We start from the raw sequence: 14,593 nt of genomic DNA on the forward strand, positions 1-14,593 counted from the left end.
CCGATCATGAACCAGCCGATCGGGGACCGGACCTGCGCGCCTTGAGGGTCGACGCTCAGGTGCGCACGGCCGTCCGGGCATCCACGAGCGCGATCGCCCGCTGGACGGCCGCGTCTATACTCAAAAAACTCGTGTCCAGCAAGTCGGCATCCGGAGCCTGAACCAGGGGCGCCGCATCGCGCGTGCAATCGCGGCGGTCGCGATCGCGAATCTCCGCCAGCAGCGTGTCGACCGAAACCGATTGCCCCATGGTCAGCATCTCCGCATGGCGCCGTTGCGCACGCACGGTGGGGCTGGCGCGGACGAACAGCTTGGCATCGGCATGCGGCGCGATGACGGTGCCGATGTCGCGGCCGTCCAGGATCGCGCCGCCAGGGCGCGCGGCGAAATCCCGCTGGCGTTCGATCAGCGCGGCGCGGACCGCGGGATGGGCGGAAACGATCGACGCCGCGGCGCCGGCCTGTTCCGACCGCAGCGCCGCATCCCGGAGCAGCAGGTCATCGAACGCGCAGCCCGCCAGCGCGGCATCGGGATCGGCCGGATCGCCGCCGCCGCGGACGACATTGGTGCCGACCGCGCGGTAGAGCAGCCCGGTGTCGAGATAGGGCAGGTCATAATGCGCCGCGAGCGCACGGGCGATGGTACCCTTGCCCGATGCGGCAGGGCCGTCCACGGCAATGATCATGCGGTGTCTCCGTCGTGGCGCCGCAGCCAGTCGTGCAGATGGGCGAGGAACAGATCGGTCCGGTCGCTTTGCAGCCGGTGCGCGGCATCGGGGACGACGATCAGTTCGCCCCGCGGCGCCAGGCCGGCAAAGTGCCGGGCGGTCGGGACGGTGACCTCGTCCTGATCGCCGATCATCACCAATGTGGGGACGTCGAGCCGGGCGAGCAAGGCCGTGCCGTCATAGTCGCGGAGCGTGCCCGTCGCGCGGAACTCGCTTGGCCCCCACATCGCCTCATAGAGGCCGGTCGCGCGGCACTGCGGGATCGACGCCTCATAGGCGGCGACCGCCGGCGCGACCGGGCGCAGCCGCCAGTACCGGGCGTAGAAAGCGTCGGTGGCCGCAGCGCAGGCGGCGGCATCGGGCGGGTTCGGTCCTTCGCACGCGGTGAGCACCGCCTGCACCCTGGCCGGTAGCCGGGCGCGCAGGGTGGCGGCGTCGGCCAGCCAGGCCGGGGTGGAGATCAATGGTCCCATCAGGATCAGGCTTTGCAGCCCGGCCGGGCGGCGCGCGCCATATTCCAGCGCGATCGTGGCGCCCCAGCTATGGCCCAGCAGGTGCAAGCGATCGAGGTCGAGCGCGGCGCGGATCGCCTGAACCTCCGCCACGAAGCGCGGGACGGTCCAGTTGGCGGGATCAGCCGGGCGATCGGACCGGCCGCCGTCGAGCTGGTCGTAGAGGATGACCGCCCGGTCGCCCGCCAGCGCGAGCGCGGGTACGAGCGACGCGTGGCAGCCGCCCGGGCCGCCATGAGCGAGCAACAGCGGCGCCCGGCCATCGCCGATCCGCCCGTTGACGCGGACGTAGATCGACCCGCCAGGCACCGCCACCCGCAGTTCGCGGGTAGGTGGCGGGACGGCGGGGTCGGCGGCGGATGCGCGGCCCGCAAGGGCGCCGCCGGCGGTGGCGATCAGCAGCGCGCGCCGGCCGAGCGCCCTCACGGCGCCGGATCCAGCCGCGCGCCGAGCGATTCGAGCAAGGTCGGGAAGGTCGGGAAGCTGGTCGCGATCGGGGCGATATCGTCGATGACCACCGGTGCGGCGGACACCAGCCCGGCGATCGCGAAGCTCATCGCGATGCGGTGATCCAGCCGGGCGGCCACCGTCGCGCCGCCAGGGAAGGGCGCCCCGTCGCGGCCATCGATCACCAGCCCGTCGGGCAGTTCCTGTACCGTCGCCCCGATCGCGCGCAGGCCGGTGGCCATGACGGCGATCCGGTCCGATTCCTTGACGCGCAGTTCCTCCAGCCCGCGCAGGGTGGTGCGGCCACGCGCGAGGGCGGCGGCGACGAACAGAATGGGATATTCGTCGATCATCGATGGCGCGACGTCGGGCGGCACCTCGATCCCGGTCAGCGCGGAGGCGCGGACGATCAGGTCCGCGACCGGTTCGCCACCGACGGTCCGGACATCGGCATACACGATATCACCCCCCATCCGGCGCAGCATGTCATACAGGCCGGCGCGGGTGGGATTGATGCCGACATTGTCGATCCGCACCTCCGACCCCGGCACCAGCAGCGCGGCAACCGCCAGGAAGGCGGCGGACGAGGGGTCACCGGGCACGTCGATCGCCTGCGGCCGCAATTCGGCCTCGCCGTGGATGGCGATGATGCGGGCGCCGTCGTCGTCCTGGCCGATCTCGACCGTCGCGCCGAAACCGGCGAGCATGCGCTCGCTGTGATCGCGGGTGGGGACGGGTTCGATGACGCGGGTGATGCCGGGGGTGTTGAGCCCGGCGAGCAGCACCGCGGACTTCACCTGTGCCGAGGCGACGGGCAGGCGGTAGGTGAGCGGGACCGCCGGGCTGAGCCCGCGCAGCATCAGCGGCAGGCGGCCGCCGGGGCTGGCGCTGATATCCGCGCCCATCTGCGCCAGCGGGTCGATGACCCGGCCCATCGGCCGGCCGCTGAGCGACGCATCGCCCACGAAGGTGGCGGTGATCGGGTGACTGGCGACCAGCCCCATCAACAGCCGGGTCGACGTGCCGCTATTGCCCATGTCCAGCGCCGCGCCCGGTTGCAGGAGCCCGCCGACGCCGACGCCATCCACCGTCCAGCGGCCATCGTCGCCGCGGTGGATGGTCGCGCCCATCGCGCGCAACGCGGCGGCGGTGGCCAGCACATCCTCCCCCTCCAGCAGCCCGTCGATCGTGCTGCGCCCGACCGCCAGCGCGGACAGCATCAGCGAGCGGTGTGAGATCGACTTGTCACCGGGCACGCGGACACGGCCGCAAAGGGCGCCATCGATGCGAAACGTAGCGGAAGCGGGAGGGTTCATGGTGGGCGGCTTTGACAGGGGCATGGCCCTGTGGCAAGGCGCCCGGCAATTCGCGCCGGGGGCAATGGCTTCCGACGCGCCTTTCCTGATTTTCCCGGAGCAACCATCCCATGACCAAGCCTGAATGGGGCGCCAAGCGGACCTGTCCGAAGTGCGGGACGCGTTTTTACGACCTGGGCAAGGACGACCCCGTCACCTGCATCGAATGCGCGACGCAGTTCGAGCCGGAGACCGTGCTGAAGTCCAAGCAGCCGCTGTCCTATGACGCGCCGAAGAAGGTGGTCGAGGAGAAGGACGACGCGGATCTGAGCGAGGATCTGGAAGTCGACGAGGACGCCGAGCCAAGCCCCGACGACGATGTCGATCTGGGCGGCGACGACGACATCGGGGTCGCGGCCCCGAACGACGACGACGAGAATTAAATCACTTGCAGAGGCGCGCCGGCTTTCGTAAAGGCGCGCCTCACCCTGCCGGTACCCAGCCGGCGGACAGGGTATGGGGCCGTAGCTCAGCTGGGAGAGCGTCGCGATGGCATTGCGAAGGTCTGGGGTTCGATCCCCCACGGCTCCACCATCTCATGACATTCCTCGGAACTGATCCCGCCGGCATGTGAGCGCGTACGTGGCCGATTCGGCCGGTTGCCCCGTGCCATCGCGTCCGGTGATGGTTGGGGTCGGTACGGCGTCCTCTCGCGCGCTGGTGCCGTCGGCCCGGGTGCCGTCGGTCTGATTGTGAAGATCGCATCGTCGGCCTGCCGCCGCCTGGGACTTCATCGCGGCGCTACCGGATGGCGGTCGGGCGATCCGCAAGGAAACACCACCGATATCGCCACGCGGGGGCGCCGATTTCCCTGACAGCGCGGCGCGCGCATGATATCCGTTCGCCCATGTTCTCGCAGTTTCTGACGCCGGCCTATCTGCCGTTCGCGATCGCGTTCGTGGTGATGGTGGGGATCGGGTTGATCGAAGCGATCGGCCTCGGTCTTGGCCATCTCGACCTCGACGCGGACGGGGATGTCGATCTGGGGAGCATGCTCGGCTGGCTGGGGCTTGGCGGCGAACTGCCGATCCTGATCTGGCTGACGTCGCTGCTCGGCTGCTTCACGCTGGCCGGTGTCGCGATCCAGCAGGCGGCGTCCGCGCTGATCGGCGACCCGCTGGCCTGGCCAGCGGCAGCGGGAGGAGCGTTCCTGATCGGCGCCATGCTCAACACGCTGGCCGCCAACGGCCTGCGCCGCGTCATGCCGGGGTTCGAGACGACGGTCATCACCACCGACGACCTGCTGATGCATCGTGGCACCATCCTGGAAGGAACCGCGCGGCGGGGATCGCCGGCGCGCGCCAAGGTGGTCGATCGCCATGGCCAGGCGCATTTCATCATGGTCGAGCCGCATGCCGACCCCGATGCCATTTCCAGCGGAGAGACCGCATTGCTGGTGCGTCGCGAGGGCAGGCTGTTCTTCGCGGTGCCGGACAGGGAATCCGTGCTGCGACCGATCTGACACGCCCATCATGACCAATCGGGGAGGGTTTCCATGCCTGCATCGCTTATGAACGTCCTGATCTACGCCGGCATCATCCTGTTCGCGCTGGTCGTGATCGGGGTCATCCTGACCCGGCTGTATCGCCGCGCGACCAAGGACGTCGCGCTGATCCGTACCGGATTCGGGGGCGAGAAGGTGGTGCTGAACGGTGGCATCATGGTCATTCCCGTGCTGCATGAACTGATGCAGGTCCGGCTGACGACGGTGAAGCTGGAGGTGTCGCGGCTCAACAAGGATGCGCTGATCACGCTCGACAAGCTGCGCGTCGACGTGGTCGGGCTGTTCCACATCAAGGTGAAGCCGGATGCGGAATCGATCGCGGCCGCGGCCCAGACGCTGGGCCAGTCGGTCAACAGCGCCGATGCGGTGAAGTCGCTGCTGGACGGCAAGCTGGTGTCCGCGCTGCGATCGGTGGCGGCGACGATGACGATGGAGCATCTCCATGCGAACCGCGCCGATTTCATTCAGAAGGTTCAGGAGGCTCTGATGACCGACCTGGACATGAACGGGTTTCAGCTGGAGTCGGTCAGCATCACCCATTTCGACCAGACTGCGTTCGAGCATTTCAACGAAAACAACGCGTTCGATGCCGAAGGCCTGACCGTGCTGACCCGCACGATCGAGGAACGCAAGAAGATCCGCAACGATATCGTCGCGACCAACCGGGTCGAAATCGAGCAGCGCAACCTGGACGCGAACAACCAGTCTCTGGAAATCGCGCAGGCGGCCGAACAGGCGCGGCTGACGCAGGAGCAGACGCTGGCCGCGCGCCGGGCCGAGCAGGCGACGGCGATCGCCACGGCCGAGGCCGAGCAGACCCGCCTTGCGGAAATTGCGCGGATCACCGCGCTGCAGGCGCAGACGGTGGCGCAGACCGAAGCGGACAAGGTGATCCAGAGCGCCGCGATCGCGCGTGACGGCGCGATCCAGACCGCGACGATCGAACGCGACCGGACGATCGAGATCGCGCGGATCACGACCGCGGTGCAGACCGCCCAGAAATCCGAGGAGGAATCGACCGCGACCGCAGCGGCCAACGAGGCCCGCGCGCTTGCGGTTCGTGCCGAGGAAAGCGTCGCCACCGCGAAGGCGACCGAGATCGCCAACCGCAACAAGAATGTCGCCGTGATCGCCGCCACCCAGCGCGCGCAGGAGGATGCGGTCGGCATCACCGTGGCGGCCACCGCGGAGAAGGAAGCCGCCGAGGCGCGCGCGAGTGCCCTGCGCACCGAAGCGACCGCGGAGGCCGATGCGGAGAAGGCACGCGCCGAGGGCCGCGAGGCGGCGTTCAAGGTCGATGCCGCCGGTCAGGCCGCGCTGAACGAGGCGACGAACCTGCTGAGCGATGCGCAGACCGCATTGCTGATCCGCAGGGCGATGCTGGACGCGTTGCCCGCGATCATCGCGGCCGCCAGCAAGCCGATGGAGAATATCGACAAGATCAGCATCCTGGATGCACGCGGCCTGCACGGTGATCCCGGCGGCGCGGATTCGTCGACTGGCGGCGGGCAGGCCAATCTTGCCGATGCGGCGGTCGCCGCGGCGATGCGGTACCGGGTGGGCAGCCCGCTGATCGACGGGTTGATGGCCGAACTGGGCATGACCGGCGGGTCGCTGAACGGCATGCTGGCCGGAAGCGGCGCCGCGACCGCGACGCTGTCCGGCGGCGCATCGACGCCCACCAGGGCGATCAACGGCAGCGGTCATGCTGCCGGCGAGGCGGCCTGATTCCGGCCAGCGATCCGGCGGACGCCCGCCTGTCCTTCGATCGGGACGGTGCGCAGCCGTTCCGGACGGTCCTGAACGACGGGGATTGCGCGGCGATCGAGCGTGCGATGACGGATCTGGCGGTGGATGTGCCGGGCGTTCGCATCGGTGCCGCGCCCGCACTGCGTTCGATCCTGGCACCGGGCGGCACAGTGGGGCGGATCGCTGCGGCAGTGCTGGGGCCGGATGCCCGCGCTGTGCGTGCGGTGCTGTTCGACAAGACGCCTGCCGCCAACTGGAGCCTTGGCTGGCATCAGGATCGCACAATCGTGGTCGCGGAGCGGGTGACCGTCGCCGGGTTCGGCCCGTGGACCATCAAGTCCGGGCTGGTGCAGGTCGAGCCGCCGTTCGTGATACTGGAGCGGATGGTCACGCTGCGCATCCATCTCGATGCCGTCGACGCGACCAATGCGCCGCTCCGCATCGTTCCGGGATCGCACAGACTGGGGCGCATCGCCGAGACGCGCATTGCGTCGATCGTAGCGGCGCATGGCGAGCGGACCTGCCTGGCGGACCGCGGCGACATCTGGTGCTATGCGACGTCGATCCTGCATGCATCGCGGGCGGCGGACCCGCCACGGCGCCGGCGCGTGTTGCAGGTCGACTATTCGACCGATGCGCTGCCGGATCCGTTGTGCTGGCGGGGTGTGTGAACGACCGGGGCGGGGCGGCGGATCAGGGGGTGGTCCGGAGTACCCGCTGGAACAGGCCAAGCATCCAGCCGGTGGTCTGGACGAACAGCGCCGGATCGTAGCGGGGGCCTTCGTCGCGCAGGAAGGCGTGGGCGGCGATCACCTCATGCCATTCGTAGCGCGCGCCGACCTGTTCGAGGCGGGCGCGGATGGCTTCGCGGCCGGCGAAGGGGATGTGTGGATCCTGCCGGCCCCAGACGAACAGGGTTTCCGCCTTCAACTCCGCCATGCGGGCGAGGCTGTCATCCCGCTGACCCGCGCCCAGCGTGCCACCATGGATGTCGGTGGCGTAGAAGCAGGCCGCGGCGGACACGCGCGGATCGAGTGCGGCGCGGTAGGCGAGATGTCCGCCCAGACAGACGCCGAGCGTCGCGAGCCGGCCGGTGCAGGCGGGGTGCGCCGCCAGGAAATCGAGCCCGATCGCCGCATCGGCGTCGAAGGCGGCGACCGGCTTGGCGATTTTCAGCGCGTTGCCGCGATCGGTGCCTGCCGGATCGTAGCGCAGGACCGTGCCGGGCGCTTCATAGTCATGATAGACCTCCGGCACGGCGACGCAGTAGCCATGACCCGCGACGAACGCCGCCAGCCGGCGGATCGGATCGGTGACCTGATAGATTTCCGAGAAGAGCAGCACGCCGGGGTAGCGGCCATCGGCCACCGGGCGGAACAGGTGGGTGCGCATCACGCCGCCGTCCGCGGATGGCAGATCGTGATATTCATCGCTGCGAAGGATCATGATGGTTCCTGTCCGGCGGGTCGCGTCGGTCCGCTTAGTCCGCGGCGATGATCTTGACCAATTGGCCGGGGCGGAGCCGATCGGCATCGGCGAGGCCGTTCAGCGCGAGGAAGCGTTCGCGGCGATGATCGGCATAGGCCATGCGCGGCGCGATCTGATCAATGCCCTCGCCCGCCTTGACCGTGACGATCCGCACGCGCTTGCCGCGGATCGCCGCCGCCTGGTTCGGGGTGAGCCGCGTGAGGCTGTCGATCAGGGGCTCGAACGGGCCGATGCCGGTGCCGGACGGCGTGAGGAGCGTGAAGCCGAGCGCGGTTTTAGGATCGCCGCGCCATGTGACCATTGTCACGTCGACCGCCTGACCGCCGGCGGTGGCGCCGCTGCCGCTGGCGGTGGCCTCCGCAATGTCGATGCCGTTGACCCGGCGGGTACGGACGGGATCATGCGACAGCGTGCGCCCACCCGCGACCGCCGCGAAGCGGGCATCGATATCGGCGGCAAGGTTCGTCCCGGCGGGCAGGGCAGTGAACCGGGCCTGGCCGGCGGCGGTGGTGCCGGCGCCCGAGATCGTCACGGCATCGGCGCCGTTGGTGATGGTGTAGCCCGCCGGGGCATCGAACTGGATCCGGAGCGGCGGGTGCCGGAACCGGCGGCCATCGACCACGCCCTGCGCCGGATCGTCGTCATAGGGCAGGCCGTCCAGCATTCGCAGGAAGGCGACGTCCTGCACATCGGGAGATGGTGGCGTGCGACCGGTCTTCTCGGCAAGCGCCATCGCCTTTTCCACGCGATCGGGGCCGTTGGGATGGGTGCGCGCCCAGCTGGGTACGGCATTGGCGTTGCGCCCGGCCAGTTCGGCCTGAAGCCGGGTTTCGGCATCGAGTTCGTCCAGCATCGCCGCGGCGGCGAACGGATCATAGCCGGCCGCGGTGATATAGCGGACACCCAGCGCGTCCGCCTGATATTCCTGCGACCGGCTGTAGCCGAGCGTGTAGAGTTGCGCGCCGTAGCCCGCCGCCTGACCCAGCAGGTCGCTGCCGGTCAGCAGCCCGACGCCGGCCGCCAGGACCGAGCCGATGCTGGAACGGTTGTTGCGCTTGGTCGAATGGCGCGCGGCGACATGGCCGACCTCGTGCCCGAGAACGGAGGCGAGCTGCGCCTCGCTGTTCATCAGCGCGAGCAACTGGCGGGTGACATAGACATAGCCGCCGGGGATCGCGAAGGCGTTTTCCTCCGACGTATTGAGCAGCGCGATGGTGAAATCGCCCTGCGTGTTGGACAGGCCGCTCTGCACCGCGACCCGGCGCGCGACCCGGGTGACATAGTCCGCCGGCGCGCCGCGCATCGCCCCGCCATATTGCGCCAGCAGCTGTGGATTGGCCTTCGCCCCCGCCGCCTTGTCCTGCGCGGAGATCGCCTGTTGCGCCGGGGCATGCGTGACCGGCGCGAGCGCCAGCAGGAAAGCGAGGCCGTGGCGGCGGGGAAGCAGGCGCATGAGATCCTCGTGATGGCGAGCGCCCAAGGGCACCGCGCCCTTCAAGCCGCTTGTCCGCCATGCGTCAACCGGGGGCGGCGAGAGGCAAAATCCCGCGCGGCCCCGGTTGCGATCCGTATCCGGCTTTGTTAGGCAGCACCCGCGTGCCCCTGTGGTGAAATTGGTAGACGCGCTCGACTCAAAATCGAGTTCCGAAAGGAGTGCTGGTTCGACCCCGGCCAGGGGCACCAATTTTCAATGGCCGGTTGGCCGTAGCCGGCGACGGACCTGTTGGTCAGTGGCTGTTATGCTGGGCCCGGTCGGCATCCTTGAACGGATTGGGCGCGACGCGCTGTTCCAGGTTCTGGCTGCCGTTGACGCTGTCGTCATCGATATCGCGTCGGCCCCCGGCTTCGCCCGTGACGGAATCGCCACCAAGCGCCTTGCTGGCTTCAGGATCCTTTGCGGGATCGGGGATCGGCTGGGCCGGGCTGCTGTTCGACATGACTTTCTCCTTGTCGGAAACAAACGCATCGCAAGCCTTTGGTGTCCCGGCGGGCTTGAACGACGGCGACAGGGCCGGGCATTCGCCAGCCGGCGCGCGCCCGAACGGCGGGAGGGCGCAAACGGCACTGTTCGGCGCATCATGGGTGACAATCGCCCCGATCGCCGCATAGGAGCGAGAGATAGGGTCGGAGTTCGGATAGGCATGAAGACGTGGCTGGCGCTGGCGGATCGGACGGCGGTGCTGTTCCTGGGTGTGGCGGCGGGCGTGGCGATCGGCTTCGCATTCGCCGGAGACCGCGACACCGCGCCGGAGGTGCCGCCGTTGGTGCCGCAGGCGATCGCGCCACCCCCGCCGAGCGCGACGGCGGCGCCCGGCGTGGCCGTGGTCCCGCCAGAGGTGACGTCCAACACCGCCGCGCCCGTGGCGACTGCGGATGCGCCCGCCGCGCCGGCGCCGGTGCCGCCGGCGGTGGCGTCGGTTCCCGATAGCGCCGCCGCAGCACCGCGCCTGCTGCGGACGCTGGCCGAAGGGCGACCGGTGCGGGTCGGAGTTTATGGCGACAGCTTCGGCGACGGTGTCTGGTCCGGCCTGAACCGCGAACTGCCGAAGAAGCGCGGCTATGAAGTCGTCAAATACAGCCAGCAGGCGACCGGATTCACCCGGTACAAGAGCCTGAACCTGGAGACACATGTCGCCCAGCAGCTGGCGAGCGGGCCGGTGGATATCGCGGTGGTGAGTTACGGCGCGAACGACACGCAGGGCGTGATCGCGGACGGGCACCTGGCCAAATATATGAGCCCGGCCTGGCAGGGACTGATCGGGCGGCGCGCGGCCGGGCTGGTCGCGGCGCTGCGCCAGTCCGGGGCGACGGTGTACTGGGTCGGCCTGCCGCGGATGCGCAAGCCGACGTTCGACGCCGACATCAGCGCGATGAATGCGTTCTACGCGCGGTTGATGGGCGAATTGGGGGTGCCGTTCATCGATACCCGCCCAATGTCGAGCGGGCCGGATGGATTTTCGGCCTATCTGCCGGATGCGAGCGGCAAGCCGGTGCTGATGCGGGCGGAGGACGGCATCCACATGTCGATGAACGGATATGTCCGCATCACGCGCGGGTTGGCGCAGCGGATCGACGGCTATGTCGCGGCAGCGCGGGCAAAGGCCGGCGTGCCGGCCGATCCGCAGCGGGCGACGGACCGGACCGGCGCATGAGGCGGCGGATCGCACTGGCGGCGCTGGCGGGCGTGATGACCGGCGGCGCGGCGCGGGCGGCACCCTGCACCGCCAATCTTTGCAATGCCGCGACGCTGGCGCCGGTGTTCCGCAAGCTGGCGGGGGCCAGGACCAATGCTGGCGGGCGGCCGGTCCATATCCTGCAGATCGGGGACAGTCACACCGCGGGCGATACGATCACCGGCGGGTGGCGCGACCTGTTGCAGGCGCGCTATGGCGGGGGCGGGCGCGGCATGTTGGCGGCCGGGCGCCCCTATGCCGGGTATCTGACGCGGGGCGTGACCGCGGCGATGTCGCCCGGCTGGCGGGTGAATGGCGCGTTCGGCGCAGGATCGGCGCAGCCGCGGCCGGCGATCGGCGTGGCGGGGTTCAGCCTGACCAGCACCAGTCCCGGTGCATCGATGTCGCTGACATCGGACGGCGCGCAGAGTTTCGACCGGTTCGTGCTGTGCGCGATCGCGCGGCCGGGCGCCGGCAGCCTGCTGGTGCGGATCGGGCTGGCGGAGAGCCGGTTCGACCTGGCGTCCACGACGGAACGGCCGGAATGCCGGACCTTTGCGCTCGACCGACCCAATCCGATGGTCACCGTGACATCAGAGGAGGCGCCGGTCACGATCACGTCGTGGGCGACGTTCCGCGACAATGGTGGGGTCGCCTTGTCCAACGTGGGTGTCGTGGGATCGCAGCTGGTCCATTTCATGCGCACGGACGACGCCGTGCTGGCGGAGGAGTTTCGCAGCTATCGCCCCGACATGATCGTGCTGGCGTTCGGCACCAATGAGGGATTTTCGCCGAGCGTGAGCCCGTTCGGTTATGAATGGACGCTGCGCAGCGCGATCGGGCGGTTGCGGCGGCTCGCGGGCAATGTCCCGATCCTGCTGCTGGGAGCGCCCGATGCGGCGAGCCGGCAACCGGGCCTGCGCGCCAATGCGCCGGGCGTGGCGATCGCGTGCACGGTGCCCGCGGTACAGCCGCCGGCACCGATGGCGACGCCCGCCCCGCAGGACATGGATGCGACGATCGCGGCGTTGGCCGAACAGGTGGCGGTGCCAGCGCCGGTCCCGACCCCCGTCCCTGTCCCCGTGCAGCCGGCGGTGTCCGGGCTGTTCGTGCCGCCGGGGATGAAGGTGGTGCGCGATATTCAGCGCAAGATCGCGGGCGAGCTCAACCTGGCGTTCTGGGACACGAGTGCCCGGATGGGTGGCGCCTGTTCCGCGCCCGGCTGGGTCCGCAGCACCCCGCCGCGGATGCGCGGGGATTATGTGCATTTCACGTCGGTGGGCGGCCGGGATCTGGCGGGGCGGTTGCAGGCGGACCTGGATGCGGCCGGGATGCCGGGGCGGTGAGGGGACTGATATTGCCTGATCCCCATCGGAACGCGGGCGGGGGCGCGCGCTGATGCTGTTCCCGACGCTGACATTCGGACTGTTCTTCCTGGTCGCCTTCTGTGTGGTGTGGGGGGCGTCGCGGTCGAACGAGTGGCGCAAGATCCTGCTGCTGCTGGCAAGCTGGGTGTTCTACGGCGCGTGGGACTGGCGGTTCGTGGCGTTGCTGATCCTGTCGGCGTTCCTGAACTGGGGCGCGGCGCGGGTGATCGCGGGCAGCGAGGATGCCGCGGTGCGGAAGCGGGTGATGATCGTGGGGATCATCGCCAACCTGGGGATCCTGGGCTTCTTCAAATATTTCGGCTTCTTCCTGGAACAGCTGGGCGACCTGTTGTCCGCGGTCGGCTTCGCGCGCGATCTGCCGCTGGTGCAGATCATCCTGCCGGTGGGGGTGTCGTTCTTCACCTTTCAGGGGATGAGCTATCTGGTCGACGTCTATAAGCGGCGCGTGCCGGCGGCGTCGCTGCTCGACATCACCTTCCTGATGTCCTTCTTCCCGCATCTGGTGGCGGGGCCGATCGTGCGGGCCGCGGACCTGGTGCCGCAATTGCGGACGACGCCGAAACTGGACCGCGGCATGGTGGCGATGGCGATGCTGCTGATCGTGTGGGGGCTGTTCAAGAAGGCGGTGGTGGCGTCCGAGCTGGCGACGCAGTTCGTCGATCCGGTGTTCGCCGATATCGCCGGGCATTCGCGGATCGACCTCGCGCTGGCGGCCTATGGCTATGCGGTGCAGATCTATTGCGACTTTTCGGCCTATTCCGACATGGCGATCGGGATCGCGGCGCTGTTCGGATACCGGTTCCCGCGCAATTTCGACCAGCCCTATCGCGCAGCGTCGTTGCAGGATTTCTGGCGGCGCTGGCATATCAGCCTGTCGAGCTGGCTGCGCGACTATCTGTATATCGATGCGCTGGGCGGCAATCGCGGCGGGGTCTGGTATATCTGCCGCAACCTGATGATCACGATGCTGCTGGGCGGGCTGTGGCATGGCGCCAAATGGACGTTCCTGATCTGGGGCGGATTGCATGGCGGGGTGCTGGCGATCGAGCGGCTGTGGCGGGAATATCGTCCCCGCGGCTGGCCGGTGCTGCCGACATGGCTGGGCATCCTTGTCACCTTTCACATCGTGACGCTCGGCTGGATCTTCTTCCGCAGCCCGAGCTTTGCGGACGCGATCGCCTATCTGCGCGGGATGGCGGGCAGCCCGGTCGCGGGCCTGAGCGCCACGCCGCTGCAGCTGGTCCTGATCCTGTTCGGGCTGGCGATCCATGCCGCGCCGCCGCGCCTGATGCAGGGCATTGCGGTGCGGGTGCAGGCGTGGCCGGCACCGATCCTGGGCGTGGCGGTGGGCGTGACGATCCTGCTGATCGACGCGATGCGGTTCGAAGGGGTCGCGCCCTTCATCTATTATCAGTTCTGAGGAGGGTGGCGATGGCCGAGGCACCAGGCGGAAGGCGAGCGGAGACGCCATCGCCGGTCGATCTGCCCGGAGCGGAGCGCCGCCCGGCGCTGGCGCATGCGGCGGGGACGATCCTGACCGCGAGCCTGTTCCTGCTGCTGACCAATGCGCAGGCACTGGACGGGTGGGCGGCGGAGCAGGAACCCAGCGAGACGATGGTAAGGGTTACCAACGCCACCGAGGACTTGCTGGCCGTGACCGAGCGGATGGGAGCGGCAGCGCCGCGCGCGTGGCTGCATCGCGTATGGAAGCGCGCGCAGGCACTACGCTTTGCCGGGCAGGCGCCGGCGGACGAGGCGATGTAGGGACGGCCGAAGTTCCGTCGAAGGGAGCGCGGCGTCGATCCGCAAACCCGACGACGTGGCACGGACGGAGCGCGGCGCGGGATTTACCGCCGCCGCCAGCGTTTACCGATAGAAGACGTGATCGCCGAGCGAGGCGATGCGGGTGCGGCCCTTGAAGAAATTGGTGGGGGCGGCGTAGGCGGCGCGGAAGAAGAGGGCGCCGGGGACGATGCGCTCGGCCTTGCCCGACAGCGCTTCGTAGGCGACGGCGACGGCGGTCTGCCACCGCGTGCTGTCGCGATCGGGATGATAGCGCGTGGTATCGAAATACTGGTTCCGCTGATGGACCACGCCGCAGACGGTGCCGGCGAACCGGCCGGATTCGACGCGGTTCAGAATGGTCTGCGCAACCGCAAGCTGTCCGGCGCGGGGCTGGTTGCCGGCTTCGTGATGGACGACCTTGGCCATGCAGAGCGTTTCGGCATCAAGGGCGGCTTCATCATCGCC

Annotated in this window: 15 protein-coding genes and 2 tRNA genes; 10 read left to right on the forward strand and 7 right to left on the reverse strand. The window is 69.1% G+C overall.

Features of this window, described 5'->3' with window-relative positions; genetic code table 11:
- Positions 1 to 55: 55 nt before the first annotated feature.
- The 3 genes from VF649_RS12430 to aroA are packed head-to-tail and all read right to left on the reverse strand — an operon-like array spanning position 56 to position 3,002.
- On the reverse strand, positions 56 to 685 hold the full coding sequence (locus VF649_RS12430) for a (d)CMP kinase (RefSeq protein WP_331012267.1): 630 nt from the start codon (positions 683 to 685) through the stop codon (positions 56 to 58).
- Complete coding sequence (locus VF649_RS12435) at positions 682 to 1,665, reverse strand: proline iminopeptidase-family hydrolase (RefSeq protein WP_331012268.1); 984 nt, start codon at positions 1,663 to 1,665, stop codon at positions 682 to 684. Before VF649_RS12435 ends, VF649_RS12430 begins: the two co-directional genes overlap by 4 nt.
- Positions 1,662 to 3,002, reverse strand: a complete 1,341-nt coding sequence (gene aroA / locus VF649_RS12440) for a 3-phosphoshikimate 1-carboxyvinyltransferase (RefSeq protein ID WP_331012269.1) — start codon at positions 3,000 to 3,002, stop codon at positions 1,662 to 1,664. Before aroA ends, VF649_RS12435 begins: the two co-directional genes overlap by 4 nt.
- 110 nt (positions 3,003 to 3,112) lie before the next feature.
- Here aroA and VF649_RS12445 point away from each other — a divergent pair, with 110 nt between their 5' ends.
- The 5 genes from VF649_RS12445 to VF649_RS12465 all read left to right on the forward strand — a co-directional run bounded on the left by VF649_RS12445 (position 3,113) and on the right by VF649_RS12465 (position 6,965).
- The gene (locus VF649_RS12445; RefSeq protein ID WP_331012270.1) at positions 3,113 to 3,424 is read left to right on the forward strand and encodes a TIGR02300 family protein; all 312 of its coding nucleotides are present in this window, start codon (positions 3,113 to 3,115) and stop codon (positions 3,422 to 3,424) included.
- A gap of 75 nt (positions 3,425 to 3,499) precedes the next feature.
- Positions 3,500 to 3,575: transfer RNA gene (locus tag VF649_RS12450), tRNA-Ala, on the forward strand.
- 313 nt (positions 3,576 to 3,888) lie between these two features.
- A complete protein-coding gene (locus tag VF649_RS12455) occupies positions 3,889 to 4,503 on the forward strand; it encodes an OB-fold-containig protein (RefSeq protein WP_331012271.1) in 615 nt (204 codons plus the stop codon).
- A 33-nt stretch (positions 4,504 to 4,536) separates the two neighbouring features.
- Positions 4,537 to 6,273, forward strand: a complete 1,737-nt coding sequence (locus tag VF649_RS12460; RefSeq protein ID WP_331012272.1) for a flotillin family protein — start codon at positions 4,537 to 4,539, stop codon at positions 6,271 to 6,273.
- Between the two features lie 107 nt (positions 6,274 to 6,380).
- Positions 6,381 to 6,965, forward strand: a complete 585-nt coding sequence (locus VF649_RS12465; RefSeq protein WP_331012273.1) for a phytanoyl-CoA dioxygenase family protein — start codon at positions 6,381 to 6,383, stop codon at positions 6,963 to 6,965.
- A gap of 22 nt (positions 6,966 to 6,987) precedes the next feature.
- Here the strand turns inward: VF649_RS12465 and VF649_RS12470 are convergent, their stop codons facing one another.
- Both VF649_RS12470 and VF649_RS12475 read right to left on the reverse strand, forming a co-directional pair.
- Positions 6,988 to 7,740: a dienelactone hydrolase family protein gene (locus VF649_RS12470; RefSeq protein ID WP_331012274.1), complete on the reverse strand. Its 753-nt coding sequence runs from the start codon at positions 7,738 to 7,740 to the stop codon at positions 6,988 to 6,990.
- A 34-nt stretch (positions 7,741 to 7,774) separates the two neighbouring features.
- Positions 7,775 to 9,235 carry a M48 family metalloprotease gene (locus tag VF649_RS12475; protein WP_331012275.1) on the reverse strand — a complete coding sequence of 487 codons (1,461 nt, stop codon included), beginning with the start codon at positions 9,233 to 9,235 and terminating at the stop codon, positions 7,775 to 7,777.
- Positions 9,236 to 9,380: 145 nt separating this feature from the next.
- On the opposite strand from VF649_RS12475, the gene VF649_RS12480 reads away from it, so the two are divergent.
- Positions 9,381 to 9,465: transfer RNA gene (locus tag VF649_RS12480), tRNA-Leu, on the forward strand.
- 44 nt (positions 9,466 to 9,509) lie between these two features.
- Here VF649_RS12480 and VF649_RS12485 read toward each other — a convergent pair.
- Positions 9,510 to 9,719 carry a hypothetical protein gene (locus VF649_RS12485; protein WP_331012276.1) on the reverse strand — a complete coding sequence of 70 codons (210 nt, stop codon included), beginning with the start codon at positions 9,717 to 9,719 and terminating at the stop codon, positions 9,510 to 9,512.
- Between the two features lie 204 nt (positions 9,720 to 9,923).
- Between VF649_RS12485 and VF649_RS12490 the strand changes: the two genes are divergently transcribed.
- From VF649_RS12490 to VF649_RS12505, 4 genes are read left to right on the forward strand one after another with little or no spacing between them, the layout of a single operon-like run.
- Positions 9,924 to 10,934, forward strand: coding sequence for a GDSL-type esterase/lipase family protein (locus VF649_RS12490; RefSeq protein WP_331012277.1), 1,011 nt, complete (start codon positions 9,924 to 9,926; stop codon positions 10,932 to 10,934).
- Complete coding sequence (locus VF649_RS12495) at positions 10,931 to 12,301, forward strand: SGNH/GDSL hydrolase family protein (RefSeq protein ID WP_331012278.1); 1,371 nt, start codon at positions 10,931 to 10,933, stop codon at positions 12,299 to 12,301. The genes VF649_RS12490 and VF649_RS12495 overlap by 4 nt, the downstream gene beginning before the upstream one ends.
- Before the next feature lie 52 nt (positions 12,302 to 12,353).
- The gene (locus VF649_RS12500; protein ID WP_331012279.1) at positions 12,354 to 13,763 is read left to right on the forward strand and encodes an MBOAT family protein; all 1,410 of its coding nucleotides are present in this window, start codon (positions 12,354 to 12,356) and stop codon (positions 13,761 to 13,763) included.
- Between the two features lie 11 nt (positions 13,764 to 13,774).
- Entirely contained in the window at positions 13,775 to 14,107 is a 333-nt protein-coding gene (locus VF649_RS12505; protein WP_331012280.1) for a hypothetical protein, read from the forward strand.
- 102 nt (positions 14,108 to 14,209) lie between these two features.
- Here the strand turns inward: VF649_RS12505 and VF649_RS12510 are convergent.
- The coding region (locus VF649_RS12510) for a cell wall hydrolase (RefSeq protein ID WP_331012281.1) at positions 14,210 to 14,593 on the reverse strand (384 nt) is incomplete at its 5' end.

Origin of the sequence: Sphingomonas sp. (assembly GCF_036387535.1) — a bacterium.
Classification (GTDB): Bacteria; Pseudomonadota; Alphaproteobacteria; order Sphingomonadales; family Sphingomonadaceae; genus Sphingomonas_R.

Excerpts from the sequence above, each read along its gene's own strand:
- VF649_RS12430 (WP_331012267.1), bottom strand. The coding sequence starts at position 685 with ATGATCATTGCCGTGGACGGCCCTGCCGCATCGGGCAAGGGTACCATC.
- aroA (WP_331012269.1), bottom strand. The coding sequence starts at position 3,002 with ATGAACCCTCCCGCTTCCGCTACGTTTCGCATCGATGGCGCCCTTTGC.
- VF649_RS12445 (WP_331012270.1), top strand. The coding sequence starts at position 3,113 with ATGACCAAGCCTGAATGGGGCGCCAAGCGGACCTGTCCGAAGTGCGGG.
- VF649_RS12455 (WP_331012271.1), top strand. The coding sequence starts at position 3,889 with ATGTTCTCGCAGTTTCTGACGCCGGCCTATCTGCCGTTCGCGATCGCG.
- VF649_RS12460 (WP_331012272.1), top strand. The coding sequence starts at position 4,537 with ATGCCTGCATCGCTTATGAACGTCCTGATCTACGCCGGCATCATCCTG.
- VF649_RS12465 (WP_331012273.1), top strand. The coding sequence starts at position 6,381 with ATGACGGATCTGGCGGTGGATGTGCCGGGCGTTCGCATCGGTGCCGCG.
- VF649_RS12470 (WP_331012274.1), bottom strand. The coding sequence starts at position 7,740 with ATGATCCTTCGCAGCGATGAATATCACGATCTGCCATCCGCGGACGGC.
- VF649_RS12475 (WP_331012275.1), bottom strand. The coding sequence starts at position 9,235 with ATGCGCCTGCTTCCCCGCCGCCACGGCCTCGCTTTCCTGCTGGCGCTC.
- VF649_RS12485 (WP_331012276.1), bottom strand. The coding sequence starts at position 9,719 with ATGTCGAACAGCAGCCCGGCCCAGCCGATCCCCGATCCCGCAAAGGAT.
- VF649_RS12490 (WP_331012277.1), top strand. The coding sequence starts at position 9,924 with ATGAAGACGTGGCTGGCGCTGGCGGATCGGACGGCGGTGCTGTTCCTG.
- VF649_RS12495 (WP_331012278.1), top strand. The coding sequence starts at position 10,931 with ATGAGGCGGCGGATCGCACTGGCGGCGCTGGCGGGCGTGATGACCGGC.
- VF649_RS12500 (WP_331012279.1), top strand. The coding sequence starts at position 12,354 with ATGCTGTTCCCGACGCTGACATTCGGACTGTTCTTCCTGGTCGCCTTC.
- VF649_RS12505 (WP_331012280.1), top strand. The coding sequence starts at position 13,775 with ATGGCCGAGGCACCAGGCGGAAGGCGAGCGGAGACGCCATCGCCGGTC.